This window comes from Bradyrhizobium diazoefficiens USDA 110 (genome assembly GCF_000011365.1).
GTDB lineage: Bacteria > Pseudomonadota > Alphaproteobacteria > Rhizobiales > Xanthobacteraceae > Bradyrhizobium > Bradyrhizobium diazoefficiens.
The window spans coordinates 7,483,585-7,509,165 of the sequence record NC_004463.1 but is presented as its reverse complement, the minus strand read 5'-3'; the positions used below and the strand labels follow the sequence as shown (position 1 = coordinate 7,509,165).

Sequence of the window (25,581 nt, the reverse complement as noted above, 5' to 3'; positions counted from 1 at the left end):
TCGCGCCATGACCACTCCTGCCAACTCATCCTCCCGCATCGCCCGTGGCGGCAAGGCCATCTATGGCGCGCCGCTCGGTATCCTGATGCTGGAAGCGCGCTTTCCGCGCATTCCCGGCGACATGGGCAACGGCACGACCTGGCCGTTCCCCGTGCTCTATCGCGTGGTGAACGGCGCCTCGCCGGAGAAGGTGGTGCTGAAGGGTGCGGCCGGCCTGCTGCCTGATTTCATCGACGCGGCCAAGGACCTGGTGCGGCTTGGTGCGGAGGCCATCACCACCAATTGCGGCTTCCTCTCGCTGTTCCAGAAGGAGATCGCGGCGGCCGTCGGCGTGCCGGTTGCGACCTCGTCGCTGATGCAGGTGCCGTGGGTGCAGGCGACCTTGCCGCCCGGCAAGCGCGTCGGCCTCGTCACGGTGTCGGGCTCGACGTTGACGCCGGCGCATCTCGAAGGTGCCGGCGTGCCGCTCGACACGCCGCTGGTCGGCACCGAGAACGGCAAGGAATTTTTCCGCGTCCTGATCAAGGCCGAGAAGGACGACATGGACGTCGGCTTGGCCGAGCGCGACGTGGTCGAGGCGGGCAAGCTGCTGGTCGCAAAGAACCCCGACGTCGGCGCAATCGTGCTCGAATGCACCAACATGCCGCCTTATGCGGCGGCGTTGCAGGCCGAGGTCGGGCTGCCGGTCTATGATATCTATTCCATGATCACCTGGTTTCATGCTGGACTGCGCCCGCGCGTCTTCGCCTGATTCCGGGTGTCGTAAAGCTCTGAACAAACGCTGCTACGCTGTCCTTTGCATTGCAATCGTCTTCACAGCCCCGGTATATTGGGCTGTGTTCGGGCATGAATGCAGCTTATGAAAAGCAACGTGGAACTGGCTTCCGATAGCATCGTCGATCGCGTCTATGAGCAGCTCAAGGCGATGGCCGTGAGCTACGAGTTCAAGCCGGGCGAACGGCTCAACGAAGGCGAGCTGGCAAAACGCCTCGGCGTCAGCCGCACGCCGCTGCGCGAGGCGCTCAACCGTCTCAACACCGAAGGTTTCCTGCGCTTCACGCCGGGCAAGGGCTTCTTCTGCCGCGAGCTCGACGCACACGAGATCTTCGATCTCTACGAGCTGCGCAAGTCGATCGAGGTCGCTTCGGTGCGTCTCGCCATCAAGCGCGCCAAGGACGAGGATATCGACGCGCTCTTGAAATTTCTCGAGGCAACCGGTCCCGATCCCGGCGAGCGCTCCTCCGTGGAGTTGGTCGAGCTGGATGAGACCTTTCACGAACGGCTGATGGCGATGTCGAACAACGCCGAGATGCTGCGCGTGCTGCGCAACGTCAACGCCCGCATCCGCTTCGTGCGCTGGATCGACATGGACCGCGTCAACCGCTCCAACACGCAAGCCGAGCACCGCGCCGTCGTCGAAGGGTTGAAGGCGCGCAATGAGGAGGCCTGCGTCTCCGTGCTGGAGAAGCACATCGACCGCCGCCTCGACCGCATCACGTCCGCGATCAAGGAAGGCTACGCGCAGATTTACATGCCGGCCGCGAGGTCGGCGGCGAATTGAGCAGCAAGCCTCGATGATGGTGCCCTCCCTTCTCCCCTTGTGGGAGAAGGTGGCGCGAAGCGCCGGATGAGGGGTATCTCTCCGGGAATTACAAACGCGCATGAGTGCGCGGAGACAAACCCCTCACCCAAGTGAGCTCGCGTCAACCTGCGGTGATGCCCTCTCCCACAGGGGGAGAGGGCGCAGCAATGCGCATCGCGCTCGTATTAGATTCATCCGAAAGAGCGTCAGCTATACAATCCGTCGATACCAGGTCGTGCCAGACGGTCAGAGCTTTCGCGCGCGAACATCGCTAGCGTTCATCCGAGACTCACGGAGACAAGCGGTGCACAGCCCTCAACCTCATCTCGAAACGCGGACCAGTGACGATTGGCCGTCCGAGCTCTATCGCGTCCTGAAGGCCGCCAACGTCAGGCAGATGTCATACGTCCCGGATGCCGGCCACAGCCAGCTCATCCGCATGTTCTCGGCCGACCGCGATGTCACCACCAACGTGCTGACGACGGAAGAGGAGGGCGTCGCGATTGCCGCCGGCGCCTGGCTCGGCGGCCAGCGCAGCGTGCTGCTGATGCAGTCGAGCGGGGTCGGCAATTGCATCAACATGCTGTCGCTGTCGGCGATCGGCCGCTTTCCACTGCTGATGCTGGTGACGATGCGCGGCGAATGGGCCGAGTTCAATCCCTGGCAGGTGCCGATGAGCCGGGCCACGCAGCCCTCGCTGGAGGCGATCGGGCTGAAGGTGATGCGCGCGGAGACGCCGGAGGATCTGGTCGAGACGGTCGAATCGGCGGCATCGCTTGCCTACGATTGCGATCAGCAAATCGCAGTGCTGATCGGGCAGCGCCTGATCGGCAAGAAGAAGTGGTGATGTCAATGCAAGCTCAACTCGATCGCCGTGCCGCTGTCGCTGCGCTTCTCAGGAATCGCAAGGACACGCTGGTCGTCGCCGGCCTTGGCTCCCCGACCTATGATCTTCATTCCGTCGGCGACCACGATGGCAATTTTTATCTCTGGGGGGCGATGGGCGGCGCCGCGCTGATCGGGCTTGGACTGGCGCAGGCGCAGCCCGGAAAGCGCGTTCTCGCTTTGACCGGCGACGGCGAGCAATTGATGGGCCTCGGCGGTCTCGCCACCATTGGCGTCGCGCGCCCGCGCAATCTCGACATCGTCGTGATCGACAACCAGCATTTCGGCGAGACTGGGATGCAGGCGAGCCACACCGGGCGCGGCGTCGATCTCACGTCCATCGCCATGGCCTGCGGCTTTGCCGCGACCGGAACCGCGGACGATTGCCGAGGTGGAACGTCTCGCGGCGCAGATCGCCTCCCCGGGCGAGGGGCCGCGACTCTTCGTCATCAAGGTTCTGGCGGAAAATCCGCCGCGCTCGCTGCCCTCGCGCGATGCCGTCTTTATCAAGAACCGGTTCCGTGCTCATCTTGGATTTGCGGCGGCCTGAGCCGGGTATCTCACCCGGCGATAGCCTGCTGCCTAAGCAGCTACTCTGGAGTGAGACCATGAAACTATCCGGCAAGGTCGCCGCCATCACCGGCGCGGCACGCGGCATCGGCAAGGCCTGCGCGAAGAGATTCCTCGACGACGGCGTCAAGGTCGTCATCTCGGACGTCGATGCCGAGGGACTTGCCGCGACGGCGGTTGAATTGGGACGGCCGGATGCCTTGCGCACAGTCGTCGGCAACGTCGGCAAGCGCGCCGACGTCGACCAGCTCGTTGCGACCGCCGTGAAGGAGTTCGGCCGGCTCGACATCATGGTCAACAATGCCGGCGTCGCCCGCAACCGGGACATCCTCGAGATCTCCGAGGAGGAATTCGACGAAATCATCGGCATCAATCTGAAAGGCGCCTTCTTCGGCGTGCAGGCGGCTGCAAGGCAGATGATCGCGCAGGGCGGCGGCGGGGTCATCATCAACATGTCCTCGGTGAACGCGCTGCTGGCGATCCCTGCGCTTGCGACCTACGCGATGTCGAAGGGCGGCATGAAGCAGCTGACCTCGGTCGCGGCCGTCGCGCTCGCCCCGCACAACATTCGTGTCGTCGCGGTCGGGCCGGGCACGATCCTGACCGACATGGTGGCATCCGCGATCTACACGTCCGAGGATGCGCGCAAGACCGTGCTGTCGCGTACACCGATCGGCCGCGGCGGCGAGCCGAGCGAAGTGGCCTCTGTTGTTGCGTTCCTGGCGAGCGACGATGCGTCCTACATCACGGGGCAGACGATCTATCCCGATGGCGGCCGGTTGATCCTGAACTACACGGTGCCGGTGAAGGAGAAGTAGGGCTCTGAAGGTCGTCCCACACTCGCTGTCATCGCCCGGCTTGTCCGGGCGATCCAGTACGCCGTGACAGTAGTGATGGAGCCGATGGGCTGCGGCGTACTGGATGCCCCGCCTTCGCGGGGCATGACAGCCGTTGTAAGGCGGGCAGTTTGCCTCTCACTCCGCCGCAACCGTCATCCCGTGGCCGAGCCGCTTCGAAATCCCGCCGGCGCAGTCGCGCAAGGCATGCGCGATCGGGCTGTCCCAGCGGGCATCGAACGTGCCTTCCGGCCCCATCGCGGTGATGACCAGCGCGACATGGCCGGCGTGATCGAACACTGGTGCCGAGAACGCATTGACGCCGGGCAGGGGATCGCCCAGCGCGCGGGCGAGGCCGTGCTTGCGGACCTCAGTGAGCATGTCGGCGACCTTCGCGCCTTTCACCGCCCGCTTCGGATTGTAACCGACGCCGTGACGGTCGAGGCCGCTTTCGAGCGCGGCATTGACGGTCTTCTCCGGCAGGAAGGCCGCAAAGGCGCGGCCGGTTGCGGTCTCCAGCAGCGCCATCACCGAGCCGGCCCGCATCACGATGTGCACGGGCTGACCCGGCTCTTCGAGCTGCACCACGGTCGGACCATGCGTGCCCCAGACGGCCAGCGAGACCGCATGGCCGATCTGGCTCGCAAGCGCCGCGATCTTTGGTCCGGCGATCCGCACGCCGGACAGGCGGCGCAGGCTGATGAGGCCGAGCTCCAGCGCCAGCGCGCCGATCTCGTAGCGGCCGGTGGTCTCGTCCTGCTCGATCAGCCCGATGCGCGAGAAACTGGCGAGATAGGGATGCGCCTTGGCCGGCGTCATGCCGGCCTCGCGTGCGAGATCGCGCAGCATCATCGGCTCGCCGCTGCGGGCGAGGGCGCGGAGCAGTTCTCCGCCGACCTCGATCGACTGGATGCCGCGGCTTTCTCTCTTCATGCGCCTCCTGGCGTTCCGCTTACGCCGCGTTGCGCTTGGCGGCGCTGTCGGCAAGATGACGGCCGGCAATGTAGCCGAAGGTCAGCGCCGGCCCAAGCGTGATGCCGGCGCCGGGATAATTGCCCCCCATGATGCTCGCCATGTCGTTGCCGGCGGCATAGAGGCCGGGGATGACCCGGCCTTCGGCGTCCAGCGCCCGCGCGTTCTCATCGGTGATGATGCCGGCATAGGTGCCGAGGTCGCCGATCACCATCTTGATGGCGTAGAACGGACCGTTCTCGATCGGCGCGACGCACGGATTGGGGCCGTGCAGCGCATCGCCCTGGTAGCGGTTGTAGGCCTTCGAGCCCTTGCCGAAGGCGGCGTCATGTCCCAGCGGCGCGGTCGTATTGAACTGCCTGACCGTCTCGGCGAAGGCCGTGGCGTCGATGCCAGCTTTCGCCGCAAGCGCCTCGAGCGTGTCGCCGCGCATGAGATAGCCGGTACTGAGGTGATGACCCAGCGGCATCGGGAAGGGCGGCACGCAGCCGAGGCCGTATTTCCGCAACGTCTTGTGATCGCAGACGAGGTACGCCGCGATCTCCTCGCCGGGCTTGGCCGCCTTGACCATGGCCTGGACGAAGTCGTGGTAGGAATTGCCTTCATTGGCAAACCGCCTGCCGTCGCGCATCACCGCGATCACGCCGGGCTTGGCGCGGTCGATGAAATGCGGCATCACGCCCTTCGAGCCGTCCTTGCGCGTGGTGAGCGACACCGGCACCCAGGCCGCGGCATTCGGCAGACGGTCCTCGACATGTCCGCCGGCGCTTTCCGCAAGGCGCAAGCCGTCGCCGGTGTTGCCGATGGGACCCGGCGAAAAATGCTCGTTGCCGGTCGGCGCATGCGGAAACATCTTCTTGCGCCGCTCGACATCGTGCGGGAAGCCGCCGCAGGCGAGCACGACGCCCTGCCTTGCGCGAACACGCACCTTGCGTCCCTCGCGCGACACGATCGCGCCGGTGACAGCTCCGTTCTCGACCGTCAGCTCGCGCACCGGAGAAGACAGCCACATCGGAATCTTGAGATCGAGCGCGGATTTCGCCAGCCGTCCCGCCAGCGCATTGCCGTTGGTCAGCGTCATGCCGCGGCCGTAGTGCAGCACGTCCATCAGATGCCGCGACAGTCGCTTTGCGACATACACCGCCGAGGTCAGCGATTTCGTCACCCGCATGAAATGGATGATCTCCTTGCCGGAGCCCAGCATCATGCCGAATACGGTCAGCTCCGGCAGCGGCATGCCGAGCGTCCTGATCTGCTCGCCGAGCTCGCGGCCGTCGAACGGGCGCGTCACCATGGAGCGGCCGCCTTGCGCGCCGCCCGGTGCTTCGGCGTGATAGTCCGGGAACACCAGCGGCATGTCGAAGCGCAGGGCTGTCCTGGTGGTGAAGAAATCCACCGCCTCGGGACCGGCGCTCAGGAACGCATCGATGCGCGCGCCATCGAAATTGTTGCCGGCCTCGTGCCGCAGGTATGTGCGGGCCTGCTCCGGCGTCTCCTCGATGCCGTAGGCCTTCGCCAGCGAGGTGCCGGGGATCCAGAGCCAGCCTCCGGAGCGGGCCGTGGTGCCACCGAAACGCGGCTCCTTCTCGACGATCAGCACGTCGAGGCCGCGATAGCGCGCGGTGATCGCGGCCGACATGCCGGAGGCGCCCGATCCGGCCACGAGCACATCGCACTCGTAAGTCTCAATTGCGCTATGCTCGTTGCCGGTCATGCGTGCCTCATTTCTTCAGCAGCGGACATTTGGACTCGGAGACCGGACGGAAGGCGTCCTCGCCCTTCACCGTCTTGATGATCTCGAGGTAATCCCAGGGCTCCTTGGACTGCTCGGGCGACTTCACCTTGGCCAGATACATGTCGCGGATGACGCGGCCGTCCTCGCGCAACTTGCCGCCATGGACGAAGATATCCTCGATCGGCAGCTCGCGCATCTTGGCCATCACCTTGGCGGGATCGTCGGTGCCGGCCGCCTTGATGCCTTTCAGGTAATGCAACACCGAGCCGTAGACGCCGGTGTGGATCATGGTCGGCATCACCTTGGTGCGCTCGTAGAACTTCTTCGACCAGGCGCGGGTTGCCTCGTCCATGTTCCAGTACGCGGCCGTCGTCATGTAGGTGCCCTGCGCGGCCTTGAGGCCGATCGCATGCACGTCGGTGTCGAACATCAGGAGGCCGACGAGCTTCTGGCCGCCCTGGACCAGGCCGAACTCGCCGGACTGCTTGATGGCGTTGTCGGTGTCCTGGCCGGCGTTGGCGAAGGCGACGACGTCGGATTTCGAGCTCTGTGCCTGGAGGGCGAAGGAGGAGAAGTCCGCGGTGTTGGTCGGGTGCTTCACGCCACCAAGCACCTTGCCGCCCATCTCGTTGATGAAGCGCGTGGCGTCCTTCTCGAGCTGCTGGCCGAAGGCGTAGTCCGCGGTGATGAAGTACCAGGATTTTCCGCCCTCCTTGATCACGGCGGAGGCGGTCACCTTCGACAGGGCGTAGGTGTCGTAGGTGAAATGCACGGTGTTCGGGCTGCACAGCTCGTCGGTCAGCGAGCTCGCGCCGGGGCCGGAGAGCAGGGCGATCTTGTTGCGCTCGCGCACCATGTTGTGCACGGCGATCGCGATGCCGGAATTGGGGATGTCGACGACGGCGTCGACCTTGCCGTTGTCGAACCAGCCGCGCACGATCTGGACGCCGACGTCGGTCTTCATCTGATGGTCGGCGCTGATGATCTCGATCGGCTTGCCGAGCACGGTGGGACCGAATTCCTCGACCGCCATTTTCGCGGCTTCGACCGAGCCCGGCCCGCTGTTGTCGCGGCCCCAGCTTGACAGGTCCGTCAGCACGCCGATTCGCACCGCATCGTCGGAGACCTGCGCGGTCGCGGTTGACGTCATGGCAGCCGAAGTCATGGCCGCGAGCATGGCGCAGGCCAAAAACCCTCTCATCGTCGTTCCCTCTCTTTGTGGGCCGCTTGGCGCGGCCGATTATCATGGCGGCAAGTTAGATATTAGCGAATGAATTTGTCAATGGCGAATAGGCGGGCTTGGGCGGGTTCCGTGACCGCCCGGACGACGCCTCCAAAATATGTGCGCAGCCCCCTCAGCTCCGTCATTGCGAGCGGAGCGAAGCAATCCAGACTCATTCCGTGGAGGCAGTCTGGATTGCTTCGTCGCATCAGCGCAAAATTGCCACGCAATTTTGTCGCGAGCTCCTCGCAATGACGGCGTTGATGCAGTTGTGCGCCACCATTCCCGCTGTGGTCATCGCCAGCAGCAACACCCCCGCAGGTTGCAATCGCCACCGCGATTGGCCATGATGCCGTCGGGAATCTTTGGGGCATGGAATGACGGCAGCAACGGGGGTCTCCGGCGCGACGGAGCGATCGACGACGGCGCATGTGGTGTGGGCGAGCGCGCTCGGCACCGCGATCGAGTGGTACGACTTCCTGATCTACGGCACGGCGGCGGCGCTGGTGCTGAACAAGCTGTTCTTTCCGAGCTTCGATCCCTTTGTCGGCACGCTGGCGGCATTCTCGACCTATGCGGTCGGCTTCGTGGCGCGGCCGATCGGCGGCGCGATCATCGGGCATTATGGCGATCGGCTCGGCCGCAAGACAATGCTGGTCGCGACCATGATCGCGATGGGGCTCGGCACCTTCCTGATCGGCTGCCTGCCGACCTACAGCCAGATCGGCGTGTGGGCGCCGATCCTGCTCATCGTCCTGCGCTTCGTCCAGGGCATCGGGCTCGGCGGCGAATGGAGCGGCGCGGTCGTCATGGTGATCGAGCATGCAGGCAATCGCCGCGGCTTCTACGGCAGCCTGGTGCAGATCGGCTTTCCTGTCGGCGTTGCCGCATCCACCGGCATCTTCGCCCTGATGACGAAGCTGCCTGAGGCCGACTTCCTGAGCTGGGGCTGGCGCGTGCCGTTCCTGATCAGCATTGTGCTCGTCGGTGTCGGCTTCATCGTGCGGCTGAAGCTTGCGGAGACACCGCACTTCAAGGAGGTGGTCGAGCGCAAGGAGGTGCTGGCGCAGCCGGTCTGGGAAGTGCTGCGCCGCGACTGGCGCAGCTTCCTGCTGGCGATCGGCATCACGGTCTCGGAAGTCGGGCTCGCCTACCTCCTCACCGTCTTCACCGTGGTCTACGCCACGACAAAGCTCGGCCTGCCGCGCCAGGTTATCCTGGATGCGGTGGTCTATGCGGCGATCGTCGAATTCGCCACATTGCCGCTTGCAGGCTGGTTGTCCGATATCTTCGGCCGCAAGGCGCTGTATCTCGCCGGCGGCGTGTTCTCGGTGGCGCTGGCGTTTCCGCTGTTCTGGTTCCTCGACACCAGGGACCCGGCGCTGATCACGCTCGCGCTCGTGGTCACGATGACGCTGACGCATGCGCTGCTGTTCGGGCCGAAGGCCGCGTTCATGCCGGAACTGTTCCGCACCCAGGTGCGCTACAGCGGCGCGTCGCTTGGTGCCAACGTCGCGGCCGCGCTCAGCGGCGGCTTCTCGCCGTTGATCGCAACCGCGCTGCTCGCATGGGCCGGCTCTTATTGGGCGGTGTCGGTCTACATCATCGCGCTGTCGATCATCACGATCGTCGCTACGCTGATGGCGCCGGAGACGGCGCGCGACGCGCTCAAATAGTGAGCGCCGTCATCGGCAGGCGGAGTTCGCGGCGCCCGGAATGGCGAGGAAGGTGATGGTCTCGGATGCAAGCTGCACTGCGCCGGCCTCGATCGCGCGCCCGGCGAGGGGCGGCAGCCCATCTTCGTCGGTCAGCGCCAGCGTCTTGCCGTTCAGTTGCACGGTTGCGCCTTGCAGCCTTGCGGCCTGCAAGGTGTAGCGCTCGGCGGGTAGCGGCAACACGATCGTGCGCGCTGTGCTGCGCGAGATATTGATCGCGAGCACGGTCACGGCGCCGCGCTTCGACGGATGACAGTGCGCGTAGACATGGAGGCCGGGTGCCATCGCGGCGCCTGCGTCGAGCACCGTCGTACCCATCAACCGACGCCAGAGCAGCGCGCCCCAATAATTCGGCCGCGGGCGGAACGTCTTCTCGTCCAGCAATCCGTAGTCGCTCGCGGCCAGCGTGTTGTGCATCACCACTTGAACGCCGGCCCTGGCCAAGCGTCCGAGTTGGTCGAGATAGCGGAACGTATCGAGGAAAGTCTTGTCCCAGCGGTTACCGCCGCAGGCGGCGTCCGCGGTTTCGGTCAGCCAGATCGGCTTGTCCGGCGCGAATTCGTCGCGCAGCGATTTGTAGGTCGATAGCGCGGCATCGGTGCGGGCGAGCCACGCTTCGGACAGCGCACCTGCCGGCTCGTCGCGGCCGCCGCAGCGCGGCGAGATCGTGTTGTAGTGATGATAGGAGAAGCGATCGACACCGGCGCCCGAGGCGGCGAGCAGGTCGCGCGTGCGGAGGCCGGACGCGCCGGTGGAAGCTGAGTCGCCGACCGAGCCTGGTCCGACGATCAGCGTCTGCGGCGCGGCGCGCAGCATCCACTCGTGAAAGATCCCGACATCGCGAACATAAGCCTTCGCATCGTACCCAGGCGGCGCACCGTTGGTCGCCGCGAGCGTCGGCTCGTTCATGAATTCGGCGGCGGCGATGTGGCCGCCCAGCGAGCGCGTATAGTCGATCAGGCGTTGCGCCTGATCCGGCCTCCAAAGGCCATCCGCATCGCGGCTGCCCGGGCTGACGGCAAGGGAGGTGACGATCTCCGCACCAGTCGCACGCGCAAAGTCGACGACGCCGCGCCACTGCGCGCGGCCCAGCACCGCGTTGAATCCCGGTGGCGGCGCGGCCGGCGCGCTCTCGGTGTCGGCGAAGAACGTCGCATTGGCCCAGGTGCCGCTCACGCGCAGATAAGCGGGCGACAACGCCACCGCGAGCCCGCGCAGACGCGTGTTGCCGAGATCGATTGGAGGTCTGTAACTGTAGCGATCCTTGTCGGCCCACGCGCGCATCGCTTGCGGATAAGGCTTCCAGAACCGCCCGCCGGTCACCTCCACCATCTCGATGTTGTAGGACTGAAAGCGGGGATCGATCGTACCGATCGCTCGCAGCCCCGCAGGCGCGATCGACACCGTGCCGGCGTGCGCGGCGCACGATGTCCCGGCTGCGAGCAGCGCAAGCCCTGTCACCCGTGCTGCGTCAAGAAGCCCGCCGCGTGGCATTCGCCGTCTTGTATGCACGTCCTGACGCCTTCTTATGCGTGCTGCCAAAAGCAAAATGCAGCCGCCCGAACCATTAGCCCCGCCGCGTTCGAAGCGGCGCAGCCCTGGGCAAAGTTCTGGCCATAGCTGGCGTTGCGCGAGCAGAGCCTGGCGCATGTCAAGGCGTGAGTAGCCATGCGGGCATCTACGCGGCAGATTCTATATTCACCAGGACTTCTCCGGCGATGATTTCGGGATCCCCGAGATCAAGGTCATGCATGCTTGCTTGAACGAACTCCATCACCTTGTCGTTCGCCGCATTGGCGCATTCGCGGTCCTCAAATATCATCACGGCGACACCAACGCCTTCGCCCCCATCCAGCACATAGTAAGACTTGAAGCCGCGCGACTCCCTCAGGATCTGACCGACGCCGCTTTTGGCGCGGCGGGCAGCATCCGCGACCGAACGAACCTTGGTGTATTTTCGAATGAGTATGTACATCAGGCCACCCTTGCGTCTCGGTTCCTCCCCCACGCATCAAAGCATACCGGGCCGCTGCCGGACTAGGGCCTACTTATGGAATGGCCCAAAAGTGGAGGTCAACGCAGGCGCTGACAATGTCCGTCCTGCCGCATGACGGGTTGGATGCGGTTGAAGTTGGCTCATCAAGAAGACGATGTCTCGTCGCGCCCGTCCAGCGTTGCTGGCATATTGAATATCGTCTAAGCAGACGGATCGGCGCGCATGAACGCCGACCTGCGAAGCAACAAGGGAGCACAAAAGATGAAAAAGACCACGCGCCGGGATCTGCTCGCAACAGCCGCCGCAGCCACCGCAGCTTCCATCGCGGAGGTTGCGCCCGCCGCAGCGCAGGCCGGACCGAAGCCGATCTTCCCGGTGCCGATGGTCGCGATCCCGATCGTCGGCGAGACCCAGGTGTTCCAGGTCCGCCGCATCTACTGCATCGGGCGCAACTATGCGGCGCATGCGATCGAGCGCGGCTCGGATCCGAACCGCGAGCCGCCGTTCTTCTTCCAGAAGCCGACGGACGCGATCCAGAACGTCGCGGTCGGCGAGGTCGCCGACCATCCCTATCCGTCGCTGACCAAGAATTATCATCACGAGATCGAGCTGGTTGCCGCGCTGAAATCCGGCGGCACCAATATCCCGGCCGAGAAGGCGCTCGACCACGTCTATGGCTACGCGCTCGGTCTCGACATGACCCGGCGCGATCTCCAGAACGGCATGGCCGCGGAGAAGAAGCCGTGGGAAATCGGCAAGAGCTTTGACCACGCCGCGGTGCTCGGTCCGATCCACCCCGCGAGCAAGACCGGCCATTTCGAGAAGGGCGCGATCTCGCTCGCAATCAACGGCACCGTGAAGCAGAGCTCGGATCTCAGCAAGATGATCTGGAGCGTCGCCGAGCAGATCGCAAAGCTCTCGGAAGCGTTCGAGCTGAAGGCCGGCGACATCATCTATTCCGGCACGCCGGAGAATGTCGGCCCGGTGGTGAAGGGCGACGTGCTGCTGTGCAAGCTCGAGGGACTGCCGGACATGTCGATCAAGATCGTCTGATCGTCCTCGCCTCTCCCCGCGTGCGGGGGGAGGCCGGATTGCACCTTCAGATGCAATCCGCGTCGCGCGCTCGACGCTAACGGGTTTACCAGCGACAAGGTCGCGCCGTAGTTGCGCCGCGCGACCTCCGCTGGAATCGCGGTTTGAAGGCGAGGCCTCTGAATTGCCGGAGTTCCATCGGCGATTGCCCCGTGTTTGGCAACGAACAAACGTTCTGCAGCCATATTTCAGTAAGAAGTGATCTCCCGTGAGGGAGACGCTCCGATGAACAAAGCTTTGATCACTGCCGTCGTGCTGCTGGCTGGCGTGCCTGCAAGCGCCGCCGCGCAAGAGCGCGCCGGTGCTGCAGCAATCGGAGCCGTATCAGGCGCTGTGGTGCTGGGGCCGATCGGTGCCGTCGCGGGCGCGGTGGTGGGCTATACCGCCGGACCTGCAATCGCCCGGTCCTGGGGCGCGAGAGATTCACGTTCGGCGAGACATCGGCAGCCGCCGCGCCGCGAGACGTATCGCGCAGCTGCAACCGGAGCTCCGCCGCGCGCACGTGAGGCGATGAATGCCAACGGCCAAATCAGGGCTGCCGGCAATCCGCCGGCCCAAGCCGCGCCTGCGGAGCAGCCTGTTGAAGCTGCACCGGCTGCGCCGGTACAGACTTTGGCGCCGCCGATTCAGGGATTCGAATGAAGCTTCGGCGTTAGGCCGCGGTGGTCTTCGGCCGCAGCCGGTCGACCGTGCGCGCGATCAGCGCCGCCACCTCGGCCACCTTCGGTCCAATCCGGAACTCCGGCCCCGCGACGACGACGGAGAGCCTGCGGTCGCCGATCGGCAGTGGAATCGCAGCGCCCGCGAGGTCGCGGCTGTAGTCGCCAAAGCTCTGGCAATAGCCGCGCTCGATCGAGTTGCGCAGTTCGGCTTCCACCGCCTCGATGCTGATCGGCGTCGACGGACCGTACTGCTTGAACTCGATCTTGCGATAGACGGAGTCGCGCTCCTCCTGCGAATATTGCAGCAGCAGCGCGCGGCCGCTCGCGGTCGCGTGGATCGGCACGCGGTGGCCGATGGTCGCGAAATAGCGGATCGCCGCCTTGGACTCGACGACGTCGATGAACACGGCCATCACGCCCGCGGGCGCCACGATCGACGCAGTCTCGCCGGTCTCGGCCGAGAGATCGGCAACCAGCGTATGCGTCCATGGCGGCAGCGGCTCGACCTCCGAGATCATCCGCGCCATGGCGAGCCAGCGCGGTGTCGGATAGAAGCCGGCGCGCGGCCGCGGCTCGTAGAGATAGCCCTTCTCCGAGAGCGTCGCGAGCAGGTTGAAGGTCGACGAGCGCGGCCAGCCGAAATGATCGGCGATCTCCGCAAGCGTCGCCGGCTTCCTCGTATGGGCGAAGAATTCCATGATCTCCAGGACGTTTGCGGCTTGGCGAACGATCATGATCCGGTCCCGTCTGTCGCAGCGCGATGCCCTTGATCTAGGACTGGCCGAGGATCTTCTTCGCCGCGCGAAGATGCGGCTTGTCGATCATCTGGCCGTCGAGCCGCAGCGTTCCGGAGTTCGGATTGCCCGCGAACGCCGCGATCACCTTCTCCGCCCAACTGCGCTCGGCTTCCGTCGGCTCGAATGCCGCGTTGACGACATCGACATGCTTGGGATGGATCAGCGCCTTCGCCGAAAACCCGTCGCGCCGCGCCGCCCGGGTTTCCTGCTCGAGGCCGGCCAGATTGTCGATGTCGGTATAGACAGTGTCGATCGGCGCGACCTCGGCCGCGGCGGCTGCCATCAGGCAGAGATCGCGCGCGAGGCGATAGGGACTGTGGAACACGCCGCCCGAGGACTTCTCTGTGGCACCCAAAGAGGCGGAGAGATCCTCCGCGCCCCACATCAGGCCGGCGAGGCGAGGGGAGCAGCCCTTGTAGCTGCCGAGCCCGAAGATCGAGCCGGCGGTCTCCGTCGCGACGCAGACGATGCGGGTTGCGCCGACCGTGATGCCGGCCGCCGCCTCGAGTGCTTCGAGCCAGGTCGCGACCTGCCGCACATCGTCGCCGCCTTGCGATTTCGGCAGCACGATGCCGTCGGGCCTGCCCGGCATCACCGCGGCGAGATCGGCCAGCGTCATGCCGGTGTCGAGCGCGTTGACGCGGACATAGAGCTGGTGTGGGCCGGGACGGCTCTTCAGCATCGCCAGCGTCAACCCGCGTGCTTCCGCCTTCTTCTCGGTGACGACGGAATCCTCGAGATCGATGATCAGCGCGTCGGCCTTGCCTTCGCTCGCCTTCTCGAATTTGCGCGGGGAATCCCCCGGCACGAACAGCATCGAACGCATCAGACCGGCCTCTTGTGCATCATCGCCATGCGGCGGCATTTTCCGACGATCTCGTCGTTCTGGTTCAGGGCGTGGTGCTCGAACTCGACGATGCCCGCCTTGGGGCGCGATTTGGATTCCCGCAACGAAAGCACCTTCGTCGTCGCCCGCAAGGTGTCGCCATGGAAGACCGGCTTCGGAAAGGTGACGTCGGTCATGCCGAGATTGGCGACGGTGGTGCCCATGGTCGTATCATAGACCGTCATGCCGATCATGATGCCGAGAGTGTAAAGGCTGTTGAAAATGCGCTGGCCGAACTCGGTCTTTTCGGCGAAATGCGCGTCGATATGCAGCGGCTGCGGGTTGAGCGTCAGCAGGCTGAACATGGTGTTGTCCATCTCCGTGACGGTCCGGGTTAGCGGATGCCTGAACTCCTGGCCCACGGAAAAGTCCTCGAAATAAAGTCCGGCCATCGCGATTTCCTCCCTGTATCGTGCGGTTTGGCTGGCGCTGCCGTTAAGGCGGCGCCGCCAGATGAACTGCTTTCTGCTGCGCGAGCGCTTCGATCTCGTCTGCCGAGAAGCCGGCCTCGTGCAGGATGTCGCGGCCATGCTGGCCGAGCGTCGGCGCCGGGCCGGCCGGCTCCGGCTGGGTCACGCTCCAGGTCGAAGGCACCCGCATCTGGCGGATGCGGCCTTCCACGGGGTGATCGACCGTCCTGAAGAAGCCGACCGCGTTGAGATGCGGATCGTCCAGAATCGTCTCCAGGGTGTGCATCGGCATCACCGGAATGTCGGCGTGCTCCAGCAGCTCGCGCCACTCCGCGGTGGTGCGGGTGAGGAAGATGTGGCCGATCTCCTCATAGATCTCGTCGATATGTTTCGTGCGTGACGCGTGGTTGGCGAAGCGCGGCTGCTGCAGGAATTCCGGCCGGCCGATCGCCTCGAAGAAGCTGCGCCAGTGCTTGTCGTTGTAGATCAGGACGCAAAGATAGCCGTCGCTGGTCTTGTAGGGCTTTCGGTAGCGCGAGAGCAGGCGGACATAGCCGCCATGGTCGAGCGGCGGATCGTAGGTGAGGCCGCCGAGATGATCGACCAGCACGAACTCGGTCATCGATTCGAACATCGGCACGTCGATGCGCTGGCCCTGGCCGGTGCGCTGCTGGTGCATCAGCCCGCCCATGATGGCGTTGACCATCATCAGACCGACGACGCGGTCGGCGATGGTCACAGGGACGTAGCGCGGCGTGCCGTCACCGGCGGCCGCGAGCAGCGTCGGAATGGTCGCTGCGCCCTGGATCAGATCGTCGTAGGCGGGCTTTGCGGCGTAGGGGCCGGATTGGCCGTAGCCGAAGGCGCCGACATAGACGAGGGCGGGATTGACCGCGGCCAGCGTCTCGTAGTCGAGGCCGAGCCGCGCCATCGCCTGCGGGCGCACATTATAGACGAGCGCGTTGGCGCGCCTCGCCAGCCGCAGCAGCGTGTCGCGGCCTTCCGTCTTCTTGAGGTCGAGGACGATGCTGCGCTTGCCGCGATTGGCGTTGTGAAACATCCCGCCCATGCCGGGCGTGCGGCCGGGACCGATCTGGCGGACGATGTCGCCCTCGGGGCTTTCGACCTTGATGACGTCGGCGCCCATGTCCGCCAGCACCTGGGTGCCGTACGGGCCCATCAGGACGGAGGTCAGGTCGAGAACGGTGAAGCCGGCGAGCGGTCCCATGGGGCCTCGTGGGTGCATTCATATTCGTGGAGTTAGAATTCATAAAACTCAGGTGTCAATTCGACGGTCCCGATGTTCCGTGCATGGGCCCATGCATAGTTCATATACTTGACTTATAAATTCACGTATATGTACATTTTCCTCAAGCAAGAAGTGGAGTGAGGGCCGGACGGATGGCAGCCGAAGGCTGCCGCCTTCGGCATGGGACGCGTCAGGGAGAACGAAATGAAGAAGAACAAGGTCTGGGCCGCAGCAGTGTTCGCGCTCGCGCTGCCGGTCTCGACGTTTCAGGCGCAGGCGCTGGAGCTGAAGGTCGCCGATAGCTTCCCCGCCGGCCACTATCTGGTTCGCCTGCTGCTCAAGCCCTGGATGGACGACGTCACCAAGCGCACCAATGGCGCGGTAACCTTCACCTATTATCCGAACCAGCAGATCGGCAAGGCCGCCGACATGTTGCGGTTGACGCAGTCCGGTGTGGTCGACATCGGCTACATCGGGCCGTCCTACGTCTCCGACAAGATGCCGCTGTCGGAAGTCGCGCAGTTGCCGGGGGCCTTTGAGACGAGCTGCCAGGGCACGCTCGCCTATTGGAAGACCGCGCGCGAAGGCGTTTTGGCCAAGCAGGAATACGCGCCGAACAAGATCAAGCTGCTGTTCGAGGTGGTGCTGCCGCCCTATCAGGTGTGGACCGCAAAAACCAAGGTCGACACGACCAAGGACATGCAGGGCCTGAAGCTGCGCACCACCGGCGGCGCGCAGGATCTGACATTGCGTGCGCTCGGCGCCGTGCCGGTGCGCATGGCGGCGCCCGATGCGTATGAATCGCTGTCGCGCGGTACCATGGACGGCCTGCTGTTCCCGATGGAAAGCGTCGTGGCCTATGGGCTGGACAAGCTGGTCAAGCACGCCACCGAAGGCGTCAGCTTCGGCAGCTTCATCGTCGCTTATTCCATCAACCAGTCGGTTTGGGACAAGCTGCCCGACGACGTGAAGAAGGCGATGAACGAGGCGTCCGAGGCGATCGAGCCGACTGCCTGTGCCCAGGTCGACAAGGAGACGGAGACCACCAGGAAGCACCTTCAGGACCAGGGCGTCAGCTTCGAGCCGCTGCCGGAGGCGACGCGTGCCGAGATGAAGGACAAGCTGAAGGGCGTCGGCAAGGAGTGGGCGAGCGGGCTCGACAGCCGCGGCAAGCAGGCGTCCGCCGCGCTGAAGGAGTTTGAAGATCTGCTCGCCGCCGGTGGCGCCAAGTAACCGTCCATGAAATACGGCAAAGGGAGGCGCTGGAGGTGATCAAGCGGGCGGGAGATGTGCTCGGCGCGCTGGAGCGCGCGCTGACGGTGATCGCGGTGGTGTTCCTGTTCGTGATCATGCTGCTTGTGGTGACCGACGTGTTCATGCGCTACGCGCTGAACCGTCCGTTTGCCTTCACCTATGATCTGATCGGCCTCTATCTTCTGGCCGGCGTGTTCTTCTTCACGCTGTCGGACGGCTTGCGCGAGCATGCGCATGTCGGCGTCGATATCCTCCTGTCGCGCTTCTCGCCGGCGGGACGGCGACTGTCCGAGATCATCACCGCGCTCGCCGGCCTGTTCGTGTTCGTCCTGATCTGCAAGGTCGGGTTCGAGCGTGCGCTGGAGAATTACGAGCAGCACGACGTGCTGGCCGGTGCGATCGCCTGGCCGACCTGGATATCGGCGGCGCTGGTGCCGTTCGGCTGCGGCGTGCTGGTGCTGCGGCTGGCGCTCCAGCTCGTCGGCAATGTGCTGAGCCTCGTCAGCGGGCGCGACCTCTATCCGCTGCCGCCGGTGACCGGCGTCGGCGAAACGCGAAGCTTTGAGTAACGGCAGGCATCCATGACACCTTTCATCGTTCTCGCCCTGCTGTTCGGCCTGCTGGCACTCGGCACGCCCGTCGGCTTCGCAATGGCCTTCTCCGGTTCGGTCGGCCTCGTGATGGTCGGCGGATGGGGCACATTGTTCGGCATCCTGCAAACCGCGCCGCTGTCGACTGTCTCGTCCTACGAGCTGATCACCATCCCGATGTTCCTACTGATGGCGGACCTCGTGCTGCTGTCGGGTGTCGCGGACGACCTGTTCAAGACGGCGTCGGCCTGGGTCGGGCGCATTCCCGGCGGGCTCGGCATGGCGACGGCACTGGCCGGCGCAGGTTTTGGCGCGATCTGCGGCACCTCGACGGCCTCCGCCGCGACGCTGTCCTCGACCAGCCTTCCCGCGATGATCCGCCAGGGCTATGAGCCCAAGATGGCCGCCGGCGTGGTCGCGATATCAGGCACGCTGTCGATGCTGCTGCCGACCAGCGTCGCGCTCGTCATCTTCGGCCTGCTCGCCGAGGTGAACATCGGCAAGCTCCTGATCAGCGGCATCATCCCCGCGATCCTCGTCACCATCACCATCATGGCCACGATCTACTTCCTGGTCTGGCAGGATCCTTCGCGCGCCCCCGCTGCGAAATCGGTGCCGTGGCGCGAAAAATTCGCGCTGTTGTGGCAAGTCTCGCCGATGGTGGTGCTGTTCTCGATCGTGACGGGCACGATCTATCTCGGCGTCGCCACGCCGACGGAGGCTTCCGCCTTCGGCGCGTTCGGCGCCTTCCTGCTCGCTATCGTCAAGGGCAAGATCACGCCGTCATCGCTCTACCGGACGCTGCTGCGGGCCTGCCACGGCACCTGCATGATCATCATGATCCTCGTCGGCGCCTCGATCTTCGGCTACTTCTTTACGCTCACCCACGTCACGCAGGACCTCGTCGCCTGGATCGGCAGTCTGCCGACTTCGCGCTGGGTGATCATCACGCTGATCCTGTGCGGCTACATCGTGCTCGGCTCCTTCATGGACCAGATCGCCATCCTGGTGCTGACCGTGCCGATCGTGCTGCCGCTGATCAAGACGCTCGGCTTCGATCCGATCTGGTTCGGCGTCATCAAGATCGTCACCGCCGAGGTCGGCATGATCACGCCGCCGGTCGGGCTGAACTGCTTCATCGTCGCCCGCTATGCCAAGCGGCCGGTGGCGGAAGTGTTCCACGGCACTTTCCCGCATTTCATCGCCCATCTGATCGCGATCGCGATCCTGGTGGCGTTTCCGAGCATCATTCTCTGGCTGCCCTCGCAGATGGGGCGCTAGGATCGGAGCCTCTGCTGCTCCCAATCAGGAGATCAAGAACATGGATTTCGCGCTCACCGATCAGCAGGAAGCCATTCGCGATGCCATCGCCAAGATCTGTGAAGGTTTTCCCGATGCCTACTGGCTGAAGAAGGACCACGACGGCGGCTTCCCGCACGATTTCCACAAGGCGCTGGCCGACGCCGGCTGGCTCGGCATCTGCGTGCCGGAGGCCTATGGCGGCTCGGGGCTCGGCATCACCGAAGCCGCGATCATGATGCGCACCATCGCCGAATCCGGCGCCGGCATGTCCGGCGCCTCGGCCGTGCACATCAACGTGTTCGGGCTCAATCCCGTCGTCGTGTTCGGCACCGAGGAGCAGCGCAAGCGCATGCTGCCGCCGATGGTCGAGGGCCGCGAGAAGGCGTGCTTCGCCGTCACCGAGCCCAATACCGGCCTCAACACCACCCAGCTCAAGACCCGTGCGGTCGCCAAGAACGACCGCTACATCGTCAACGGCCAGAAGGTGTGGATCTCGACCGCGCAGGTCGCGCACAAGATCCTGCTGCTGGCGCGCACCACGCCGCTGGAAGAGGTGCGCTCGCCCACCCACGGCCTCAGCCTGTTCTACACCGACTTCGACCGCAAGAAGATCAAGGTCCACGAGATCGAGAAGATGGGCCGCAAGGTCGTCGATTCCAACGAGCTGTTCTTCGAGGATTTCGAGATCCCGATGGAGGACCGCATCGGCGAAGAGGGCAAGGGCTTCCAGTACATCCTCGAAGGCATGAACCCCGAGCGCATCCTGATCGCGGCGGAAGCCGTCGGCCTCGGCAAGCTCGCGCTGGCGCGCGCGACCGAATACGCCAAGACCCGCGTCGTCTTCAACCGCCCGATCGGCAAGAACCAGGGCATCCAGCATCCGCTCGCGGTGAACTGGGTCGAGCTCGAGGCGGCCTGGCTGATGGTGATGCAGGCGGCCTGGCAATACGACAAGGGCTTGCCCTGCGGGGCCGGCGCGAATGCCGCGAAATATTTCGCAGGCGAAGCCGGCTACCATGCCTGCGAGCAGGCCGTGATGACCCATGGCGGCTTCGGCTATGCCAAGGAGTTCCACGTCGAGCGTTATCTGCGTGAAGTGCTGATCCCGCGCATCGCGCCGGTCAGCCCGCAGCTCGCGCTCAGCTTCATCGCGGAAAAGGTGCTGGGGCTGGCGAAGTCGTACTAGGTTGCCCGCGGATCGGTCGGGAGGATTGCCGATGCCCGAGGACAGCTCGCCGATCGATTTTGCCGGCTTGGTCCGGAAGGATGATCTCGTCGTGTGCGGGCAGGCGACGGCGGAGCCTGTCACGCTGACGGAAGCGCTGATGGCGCAGGCAGCACAGCTTCCGCCCTTCCGCATGATGATCGGGCCAGTGTTCTCGGAGACGTTTTCGGCGTCGTGCGCGGGAAATGTCTCGTTCCAGAGCTATGGCGTGATCGGCAATTCGCGGCGGCTCGCGAAAGCGGGGCGGCTCGACGTGATCCCGAGCAATTACAGCGCCTTCTGTGCCGACTTCGCGGCGCGCCGCTACAAGGCCGATGTCGTTCTGGTGCAGCTTGCGGAGCTCGAAGGGCGGCTCAGCGCCAGCCTCTCCAACGACTACGTCATCGATGCCGCGCGCGGCGCACGCCTCGTCATCGCCGAGATCAATCCGGATACGCCCTTTACGTTCGGCGCCGAATGGCCGGAGGACGTGCCGATCCATGTTCGCGTGGCAGCCCGCAGGCCGCCGGTTGAATTGGCCTCGACGCCGCTCGATGACGTTTCGCGGCGCATCGCCGCGCATGCGGCAGGCCTGATCGCCGACGGCAGCACGCTCCAGTTCGGCGTCGGCCGAATTCCGGATGCGATCCTGTCCTCGCTGTCGCATGCGCGCCGTCTCGGCATCCATTCCGGCCTGATCAACGATGCCGTCGTCGACCTGATCGAGCGCGGCGCGGTGACGAATGCGGAGAAGGGCATCGATGCCGGCATCACGGTCACCAACCAGGTGATCGGGACCCGGCGGCTCTATCGCTTCGCGCACGAGAACAAGGCGGTGGCGGTGCGGCCGACGTCCTATACGCACAGCCAGAACGTGTTGGCGCGGATCAACCGGCTGGTCGCGATCAATTCGGCGCTTCAGGTCGGCCTCGACGGCAGCGTCAATTCCGAGACGCTGAATGGCGTCGCGATCGGCGCCATCGGCGGGCAGCTCGATTTCGTGCGCGGCGCCAACGCCTCTTGCGGCGGAAGGGCGATCATCGCGCTGCCGGCGACGGCCTCCGACGGGACCAGCCGGATCGTCGCTGACGTCGAGACGGTGACGACACCGCGCGCCGATGTCGATGCCGTCGTCACCGAATGGGGCGTTGCGGAGCTGCGTGGCTGCGGCCTTGCCGAGCGCGCGCGCCGCATGATCGCGATCGCGGCGCCTGAGCATCGCGACGCGCTTTCGGCGCGGCTTCGCGGGCCCGCGAGCTAGCTCAGTTCATCATCGCGAGCGTCCATGACGAGATCGTCGAGGAGGTGGCCGGCCTATTCGGCGGCAATCCGCTCCATCGCCATGGCACGAAGCCGGGCGCGCTGGATTTTCACACCGTTGGCGCTGTCGGTGACGGGGAAAGCATCGACGATATAGATTCGTGCCGGCACCTTGTATCCGGCGAGCCGTTCGCGCAGGTGCGCGACCAGCATCTCCTGTTGAGGCGGCTCCCCTGCTGGAATCACAAAAGCGACGCAGCGTGCGTTTCCCTTCAGGTCGACCGCGACGACCTGGGCGTCGGCAACACCTGCGCAGGACTTGAGCTCGTCCTCGATCTCGCCGGGCGCGACAAGGAAGCCGCCGAGCCGCATCGCATCGCCCGCGCGGGTCTCGTAGACGAAGGAGCCATCGCCGCGCAGCCGGCCGATGTCGCCGGTGCGGAAGAAGCCGTCCGCGGTAATCGCGTCGCGCGTGGCGTCGGGATTGTTGAAGTAGCCGAGGAAGCGTGACGGCGCGCTGATCTCGATCTCGCCGGAGACGCCGGGAGCTGCGAGTTCGCCGGTCTCGGTGTCGCGCACGCGGACCCTGGCCTCCGGCGACATCGGCCAGCCGCCGCCCTCGATCCGGTCGGCGAACGCGTCGCTGGCGCGGCCGATCGAGAACAGGGCCTGCACCTCGCTCGAACCGTAGAGGCCGTACAGCGGCATGCCGCGCGCCTCGGCCTCCGCGGCAAGCTCGCGCCAGCCGGGCTGGAACGCGGCGAAGCCGAACACCTCGGCACGGGGGAAGGGCTGGGCCACGTCGGTGAGGGCGAGGATGCGGCGAAACATCTCGTCGGAGCCGAAGGCGTGGGTGATCTCATGCTCGCCGAGGATCTTCAGCGCCGGCGCCGCTTCGAAGGCGTCGAGCACATGGATGGTCGCGCCCGCCGCGATGAAGCCGAGCAGGCTCGTCATGCCGAAGGTGCCGCAGAACGGCAGCATGGCGAGGAGCGAATGGTTTTGCGGCGCGAGGCTTAGCGCCCTGGCGACGGCGGCGGCGTGCGCGGCCAGCGTCCGCTGCGAATGCGCGACGAGCTTCGGTCCCTTGGTCGTGCCCGACGTGGTGTAGAGCAGCACGGGGAGGTCGACGTCATCCTGGGCGGGCGGGGCCGGCGGATAGGGTTGGTCGAACGCATCGAACCGTACACACGGCCAGTGCGCCGGGATCGTATCCGCGCCGACCACTGCAAGCTGTCGCAGCGCGGGCACCTCGTCCTTGGCGATATCGGCGAGGATGGCGGCAAAGTCGATCGAGCGGAACGCGGCCTCGACCACCATCAGCCTGGCGCCGGACAAGCGAAGCAGATGGGCGACTTCCGCGCTGCGGTAGCGGGTATTGACGGCGGAGACGATCGCACCGAGGCGGGCGGCGGCGAACAGCAGCGCGACCCATTCGATCCGGTTGACCAGCCAGACCGCGACGACGTCGCCCTTGCCGACACCCTGCGCAGCAAGCCAGGCCGCGGTCTTTTCGATATTTGCCGAGAATTCCGCGCGCGAGACCGGCGTGCCGTCGAACACGAAGGCGGGATCCGCGAAGGCCTCGGTGCAGATCAGCGATTGCAGCGAAAATTCGTTGGAGCTCATGGCGCCCGGAGTAACCCGATCGCGCAAAACTGTCTACTTGGTGCCGAACATCCGGTCGCCGGCATCGCCCAGGCCCGGCACGATGTAGCCGTGGTCGTTGAGCCGCTCGTCGATTGCGGCGGTCCAGATCGGCACGTCGGGATGTTCGCTCTGGAACTGCGCGATGCCTTCCGGCGCGGCCAGAAGGCACACGAAGCGGATGTCGCGGGCGCCGCGGTTCTTGAGCAGGGACGCGCCGGCGCAGGCCGAGTTGCCGGTCGCCAGCATCGGGTCCATCAGGATCACGGTGCGGTCGGACAGGTCCTGCGGCGCCTTGAAGTAATATTCCACGGCCTGCAATGTTTCGGGGTCGCGGTAGAGCCCGATATGGGCAATGCGCGCCGAGGGCATCAGCGCCAGCATGCCGTCGAGGAAGCCGACGCCGGCGCGCAGGATCGGCGCCAGCGTGAGCTTCTTGCCGGCGATCTTCGGCGCCCGCATCGATGCGATCGGCGTCTCGATCTCGACCAGCTTCCAGCGGCAGGTCGCGCGTCACCTCGTAGCCGAGCAGCATCCCGATCTCGTTCAGGATCTCGCGAAAGCTCTTGGTCGAGCGGTCCTTCTCCCGCATCAGCGAGAGCTTGTGCTGGACCAGAGGGTGGGCGACGACGTTGACGCTGCTTGTGCTCATGAAACCGCTCTACACGGTTCCGTGAAATTGCGCCAGATCGGCCGGGTATTTTCCGCGGGATACGTGGCCTCAAGCCGGCATCGCGACCTCCTTGCGGGCACGGCTGCTCGCCTCGTAGGCAGCCATGGTCACGGCGGCGGAACTGGCGCGTGAAGAGGTAAAGGCTAGACCCCGAGCCCCCGCGCGACGAGCGTGATCACGATCGTCAGGACCGCGCCCCAGACCAGGCTCAGCGTCATGGTCAGGATCGTCGTGGTGACTGCGTGCTCGAGATTTCCCTTGAGGAGCTGCACGCTACTTGTCCGGGGCGGGCGCCGCGCCGATGCGCATGCCGAGCAGCAATGCTCCCATCAACACAACCAGGATCGCGATCTTGAGCTCGATCATGTCCGCCGTCTCGCGGTCACGCGTGCAAGAAGCTGCCTCGCTCCCTCCGCGAGCACAATCAGCGGATTGCCGCGGTTCTCGATGTCGAGCTCGAAGGTCTCGGCGGGAAACACCAGCGCGCACCGCGCCGGCGCGCTCTGACGGTTGGCGAAATCCACCGCCGAGCTCTTGAACAGGAACAGGCCGCCGACACGTCCGTTCGCTTCGCGCACCACCCAGAGGCCGGCGCTGTTGCGTCCAATGAAGAACGCGGGAATGGCGGCGCTGACGACATCCGGATCGAGTGGCTTGAGCGCCGCCGCCTGCCTGGTATCGGGGCGGCGACGGGAAGCCTGAAGCGCAATTGCGGCCATGGCGGCTTCCTCACACATCTGCAAGGTCATAGGGGCCTCCCTGCGGGTCAGCCGTGCATGTGCCAGACATAGATTGCGGTCCTCAGCGCGATCAACGCGGTGAGCACGCTACCCATCGAGAGCAGCGTCAGTGTGCCGAGAGCGAAACCTTTGAGCTGCGCCTTGCGTGCCTCGGAGATGCGCGCCGAACGCCCAGGCACGAAGGGGCGGTCAAGGCCATGTGTCAGGATCGACATTTTTTCAGTCCTTATCCGGAGTGGCGAGACGGCCGCTCCGAGCTGTCCCGTATGATGGCCACCGCTGCGTATGATTGCGAGGTGACC

General features: G+C 65.2%; 26 protein-coding genes and 2 pseudogenes. 14 read left to right on the top strand and 14 right to left on the bottom strand.

Going from position 1 to position 25,581, the window contains the following annotated elements; all coding sequences use genetic code 11:
* The first annotated feature begins 7 nt into the window (after positions 1 to 7).
* The 5 genes and pseudogenes from BJA_RS34520 to BJA_RS34500 all read left to right on the top strand — a co-directional run bounded on the left by BJA_RS34520 (position 8) and on the right by BJA_RS34500 (position 3,855).
* Positions 8 to 751: an aspartate/glutamate racemase family protein gene (locus BJA_RS34520; protein WP_011089550.1), complete on the top strand. Its 744-nt coding sequence runs from the start codon at positions 8 to 10 to the stop codon at positions 749 to 751.
* Positions 752 to 871: 120 nt separating this feature from the next.
* Complete coding sequence (locus tag BJA_RS34515; protein ID WP_231166568.1) at positions 872 to 1,561, top strand: GntR family transcriptional regulator; 690 nt, start codon at positions 872 to 874, stop codon at positions 1,559 to 1,561.
* A 325-nt stretch (positions 1,562 to 1,886) separates the two neighbouring features.
* The gene (locus tag BJA_RS34510) at positions 1,887 to 2,429 is read left to right on the top strand and encodes a thiamine pyrophosphate-binding protein (protein ID WP_038965676.1); all 543 of its coding nucleotides are present in this window, start codon (positions 1,887 to 1,889) and stop codon (positions 2,427 to 2,429) included.
* Positions 2,429 to 3,017 (top strand): annotated as a pseudogene (locus BJA_RS34505) (thiamine pyrophosphate-dependent enzyme). Before BJA_RS34510 ends, BJA_RS34505 begins: the two are co-directional and overlap by 1 nt.
* Before the next feature lie 58 nt (positions 3,018 to 3,075).
* Positions 3,076 to 3,855, top strand: a complete 780-nt coding sequence (locus BJA_RS34500; protein WP_011089546.1) for an SDR family NAD(P)-dependent oxidoreductase — start codon at positions 3,076 to 3,078, stop codon at positions 3,853 to 3,855.
* 156 nt (positions 3,856 to 4,011) lie between these two features.
* Here BJA_RS34500 and BJA_RS34495 read toward each other — a convergent pair whose 3' ends face one another.
* From BJA_RS34495 to BJA_RS34485, 3 genes are read right to left on the bottom strand one after another with little or no spacing between them, the layout of a single operon-like run.
* Complete coding sequence (locus tag BJA_RS34495) at positions 4,012 to 4,806, bottom strand: IclR family transcriptional regulator (RefSeq protein ID WP_011089545.1); 795 nt, start codon at positions 4,804 to 4,806, stop codon at positions 4,012 to 4,014.
* Positions 4,807 to 4,825: 19 nt separating this feature from the next.
* Entirely contained in the window at positions 4,826 to 6,559 is a 1,734-nt protein-coding gene (locus BJA_RS34490; RefSeq protein ID WP_011089544.1) for an FAD-dependent oxidoreductase, read from the bottom strand.
* Between the two features lie 7 nt (positions 6,560 to 6,566).
* Positions 6,567 to 7,781 (bottom strand): ABC transporter substrate-binding protein, encoded by a 1,215-nt coding sequence (locus BJA_RS34485; RefSeq protein WP_011089543.1) that lies wholly within the window; start codon positions 7,779 to 7,781, stop codon positions 6,567 to 6,569.
* Here BJA_RS34485 and BJA_RS43730 point away from each other — a divergent pair.
* Together BJA_RS43730 and BJA_RS34480 are read left to right on the top strand one after the other, a co-directional pair.
* Entirely contained in the window at positions 7,729 to 7,854 is a 126-nt protein-coding gene (locus BJA_RS43730) for a hypothetical protein (RefSeq protein WP_257784529.1), read from the top strand. The two genes, BJA_RS34485 and BJA_RS43730, sit on opposite strands and share 53 nt — an antisense overlap.
* Before the next feature lie 325 nt (positions 7,855 to 8,179).
* Positions 8,180 to 9,478, top strand: coding sequence for an MFS transporter (locus BJA_RS34480; protein WP_011089542.1), 1,299 nt, complete (start codon positions 8,180 to 8,182; stop codon positions 9,476 to 9,478).
* 9 nt (positions 9,479 to 9,487) lie between these two features.
* On the opposite strand, the gene BJA_RS34475 is transcribed toward BJA_RS34480, so the two are convergent.
* Positions 9,488 to 10,978 (bottom strand): hypothetical protein, encoded by a 1,491-nt coding sequence (locus BJA_RS34475; protein ID WP_236842124.1) that lies wholly within the window; start codon positions 10,976 to 10,978, stop codon positions 9,488 to 9,490.
* A 217-nt stretch (positions 10,979 to 11,195) separates the two neighbouring features.
* Positions 11,196 to 11,492: a hypothetical protein gene (locus BJA_RS34470; RefSeq protein ID WP_038965684.1), complete on the bottom strand. Its 297-nt coding sequence runs from the start codon at positions 11,490 to 11,492 to the stop codon at positions 11,196 to 11,198.
* A gap of 282 nt (positions 11,493 to 11,774) precedes the next feature.
* Between BJA_RS34470 and BJA_RS34465 the strand changes: the two genes are divergently transcribed.
* Together BJA_RS34465 and BJA_RS34460 are read left to right on the top strand one after the other, a co-directional pair.
* A complete protein-coding gene (locus tag BJA_RS34465; RefSeq protein ID WP_038965685.1) occupies positions 11,775 to 12,566 on the top strand; it encodes a fumarylacetoacetate hydrolase family protein in 792 nt (263 codons plus the stop codon).
* Between the two features lie 264 nt (positions 12,567 to 12,830).
* Positions 12,831 to 13,247 carry a hypothetical protein gene (locus tag BJA_RS34460; RefSeq protein WP_038965678.1) on the top strand — a complete coding sequence of 139 codons (417 nt, stop codon included), beginning with the start codon at positions 12,831 to 12,833 and terminating at the stop codon, positions 13,245 to 13,247.
* Positions 13,248 to 13,257: 10 nt separating this feature from the next.
* On the opposite strand, the gene BJA_RS34455 is transcribed toward BJA_RS34460, so the two are convergent.
* From BJA_RS34455 to BJA_RS34440, 4 genes are read right to left on the bottom strand one after another with little or no spacing between them, the layout of a single operon-like run.
* Positions 13,258 to 14,001, bottom strand: a complete 744-nt coding sequence (locus BJA_RS34455; protein WP_011089537.1) for an IclR family transcriptional regulator — start codon at positions 13,999 to 14,001, stop codon at positions 13,258 to 13,260.
* A gap of 37 nt (positions 14,002 to 14,038) precedes the next feature.
* A complete protein-coding gene (locus BJA_RS34450; RefSeq protein WP_038965686.1) occupies positions 14,039 to 14,890 on the bottom strand; it encodes an HpcH/HpaI aldolase/citrate lyase family protein in 852 nt (283 codons plus the stop codon).
* On the bottom strand, positions 14,890 to 15,405 hold the full coding sequence (locus BJA_RS34445; RefSeq protein ID WP_323922755.1) for a MaoC family dehydratase: 516 nt from the start codon (positions 15,403 to 15,405) through the stop codon (positions 14,890 to 14,892). Before BJA_RS34445 ends, BJA_RS34450 begins: the two co-directional genes overlap by 1 nt.
* Entirely contained in the window at positions 15,386 to 16,588 is a 1,203-nt protein-coding gene (locus BJA_RS34440) for a CaiB/BaiF CoA transferase family protein (protein WP_028174520.1), read from the bottom strand. Before BJA_RS34440 ends, BJA_RS34445 begins: the two co-directional genes overlap by 20 nt.
* A gap of 225 nt (positions 16,589 to 16,813) precedes the next feature.
* On the opposite strand from BJA_RS34440, the gene dctP reads away from it, so the two are divergent.
* The 5 genes from dctP to BJA_RS34415 are packed head-to-tail and all read left to right on the top strand — an operon-like array spanning position 16,814 to position 22,220.
* On the top strand, positions 16,814 to 17,842 hold the full coding sequence (gene dctP, locus BJA_RS34435) for a TRAP transporter substrate-binding protein DctP (RefSeq protein ID WP_038965687.1): 1,029 nt from the start codon (positions 16,814 to 16,816) through the stop codon (positions 17,840 to 17,842).
* Positions 17,843 to 17,877: 35 nt separating this feature from the next.
* On the top strand, positions 17,878 to 18,432 hold the full coding sequence (locus BJA_RS34430) for a TRAP transporter small permease (protein WP_011089532.1): 555 nt from the start codon (positions 17,878 to 17,880) through the stop codon (positions 18,430 to 18,432).
* A 12-nt stretch (positions 18,433 to 18,444) separates the two neighbouring features.
* On the top strand, positions 18,445 to 19,734 hold the full coding sequence (locus BJA_RS34425) for a TRAP transporter large permease (RefSeq protein WP_011089531.1): 1,290 nt from the start codon (positions 18,445 to 18,447) through the stop codon (positions 19,732 to 19,734).
* 40 nt (positions 19,735 to 19,774) lie between these two features.
* Complete coding sequence (locus tag BJA_RS34420; protein ID WP_011089530.1) at positions 19,775 to 20,941, top strand: acyl-CoA dehydrogenase family protein; 1,167 nt, start codon at positions 19,775 to 19,777, stop codon at positions 20,939 to 20,941.
* Between the two features lie 31 nt (positions 20,942 to 20,972).
* Positions 20,973 to 22,220, top strand: coding sequence for an acetyl-CoA hydrolase/transferase family protein (locus BJA_RS34415; protein WP_011089529.1), 1,248 nt, complete (start codon positions 20,973 to 20,975; stop codon positions 22,218 to 22,220).
* Between the two features lie 53 nt (positions 22,221 to 22,273).
* Here BJA_RS34415 and BJA_RS34410 read toward each other — a convergent pair whose 3' ends face one another.
* The 5 genes and pseudogenes from BJA_RS34410 to BJA_RS34395 form a co-directional block, all read right to left on the bottom strand.
* Positions 22,274 to 23,848 carry an AMP-binding protein gene (locus tag BJA_RS34410; RefSeq protein ID WP_011089528.1) on the bottom strand — a complete coding sequence of 525 codons (1,575 nt, stop codon included), beginning with the start codon at positions 23,846 to 23,848 and terminating at the stop codon, positions 22,274 to 22,276.
* 33 nt (positions 23,849 to 23,881) lie between these two features.
* Positions 23,882 to 24,518 (bottom strand): annotated as a pseudogene (gene upp, locus BJA_RS34405) (uracil phosphoribosyltransferase).
* A gap of 164 nt (positions 24,519 to 24,682) precedes the next feature.
* The gene (locus BJA_RS43725) at positions 24,683 to 24,811 is read right to left on the bottom strand and encodes a hypothetical protein (protein ID WP_018641127.1); all 129 of its coding nucleotides are present in this window, start codon (positions 24,809 to 24,811) and stop codon (positions 24,683 to 24,685) included.
* Positions 24,812 to 24,901: 90 nt separating this feature from the next.
* The gene (locus tag BJA_RS34400; RefSeq protein WP_011089526.1) at positions 24,902 to 25,288 is read right to left on the bottom strand and encodes a hypothetical protein; all 387 of its coding nucleotides are present in this window, start codon (positions 25,286 to 25,288) and stop codon (positions 24,902 to 24,904) included.
* A gap of 17 nt (positions 25,289 to 25,305) precedes the next feature.
* Positions 25,306 to 25,494, bottom strand: a complete 189-nt coding sequence (locus BJA_RS34395; protein WP_028174527.1) for a hypothetical protein — start codon at positions 25,492 to 25,494, stop codon at positions 25,306 to 25,308.
* Positions 25,495 to 25,581 lie beyond the last annotated feature (87 nt).

What these genes read in the sequence shown, in the direction of transcription:
- BJA_RS34450 (WP_038965686.1), bottom strand. Translation starts at nt 14,890, where the DNA reads ATGCGTTCGATGCTGTTCGTGCCGGGGGATTCCCCGCGCAAATTCGAG.
- BJA_RS34485 (WP_011089543.1), bottom strand. Translation starts at nt 7,781, where the DNA reads ATGAGAGGGTTTTTGGCCTGCGCCATGCTCGCGGCCATGACTTCGGCT.
- BJA_RS34500 (WP_011089546.1), top strand. Translation starts at nt 3,076, where the DNA reads ATGAAACTATCCGGCAAGGTCGCCGCCATCACCGGCGCGGCACGCGGC.
- dctP (WP_038965687.1), top strand. Translation starts at nt 16,814, where the DNA reads ATGAAGAAGAACAAGGTCTGGGCCGCAGCAGTGTTCGCGCTCGCGCTG.
- BJA_RS34415 (WP_011089529.1), top strand. Translation starts at nt 20,973, where the DNA reads ATGCCCGAGGACAGCTCGCCGATCGATTTTGCCGGCTTGGTCCGGAAG.
- BJA_RS34465 (WP_038965685.1), top strand. Translation starts at nt 11,775, where the DNA reads ATGAAAAAGACCACGCGCCGGGATCTGCTCGCAACAGCCGCCGCAGCC.
- BJA_RS34420 (WP_011089530.1), top strand. Translation starts at nt 19,775, where the DNA reads ATGGATTTCGCGCTCACCGATCAGCAGGAAGCCATTCGCGATGCCATC.
- BJA_RS34395 (WP_028174527.1), bottom strand. Translation starts at nt 25,494, where the DNA reads ATGTCGATCCTGACACATGGCCTTGACCGCCCCTTCGTGCCTGGGCGT.
- BJA_RS34490 (WP_011089544.1), bottom strand. Translation starts at nt 6,559, where the DNA reads ATGACCGGCAACGAGCATAGCGCAATTGAGACTTACGAGTGCGATGTG.
- BJA_RS34480 (WP_011089542.1), top strand. Translation starts at nt 8,180, where the DNA reads ATGACGGCAGCAACGGGGGTCTCCGGCGCGACGGAGCGATCGACGACG.
- BJA_RS34425 (WP_011089531.1), top strand. Translation starts at nt 18,445, where the DNA reads ATGACACCTTTCATCGTTCTCGCCCTGCTGTTCGGCCTGCTGGCACTC.
- BJA_RS34520 (WP_011089550.1), top strand. Translation starts at nt 8, where the DNA reads ATGACCACTCCTGCCAACTCATCCTCCCGCATCGCCCGTGGCGGCAAG.
- BJA_RS34400 (WP_011089526.1), bottom strand. Translation starts at nt 25,288, where the DNA reads ATGACCTTGCAGATGTGTGAGGAAGCCGCCATGGCCGCAATTGCGCTT.
- BJA_RS34440 (WP_028174520.1), bottom strand. Translation starts at nt 16,588, where the DNA reads ATGGGACCGCTCGCCGGCTTCACCGTTCTCGACCTGACCTCCGTCCTG.
- BJA_RS34410 (WP_011089528.1), bottom strand. Translation starts at nt 23,848, where the DNA reads ATGAGCTCCAACGAATTTTCGCTGCAATCGCTGATCTGCACCGAGGCC.
- BJA_RS34470 (WP_038965684.1), bottom strand. Translation starts at nt 11,492, where the DNA reads ATGTACATACTCATTCGAAAATACACCAAGGTTCGTTCGGTCGCGGAT.
- BJA_RS34495 (WP_011089545.1), bottom strand. Translation starts at nt 4,806, where the DNA reads ATGAAGAGAGAAAGCCGCGGCATCCAGTCGATCGAGGTCGGCGGAGAA.
- BJA_RS43730 (WP_257784529.1), top strand. Translation starts at nt 7,729, where the DNA reads ATGGCAGCCGAAGTCATGGCCGCGAGCATGGCGCAGGCCAAAAACCCT.
- BJA_RS34460 (WP_038965678.1), top strand. Translation starts at nt 12,831, where the DNA reads ATGAACAAAGCTTTGATCACTGCCGTCGTGCTGCTGGCTGGCGTGCCT.
- BJA_RS34455 (WP_011089537.1), bottom strand. Translation starts at nt 14,001, where the DNA reads ATGATCGTTCGCCAAGCCGCAAACGTCCTGGAGATCATGGAATTCTTC.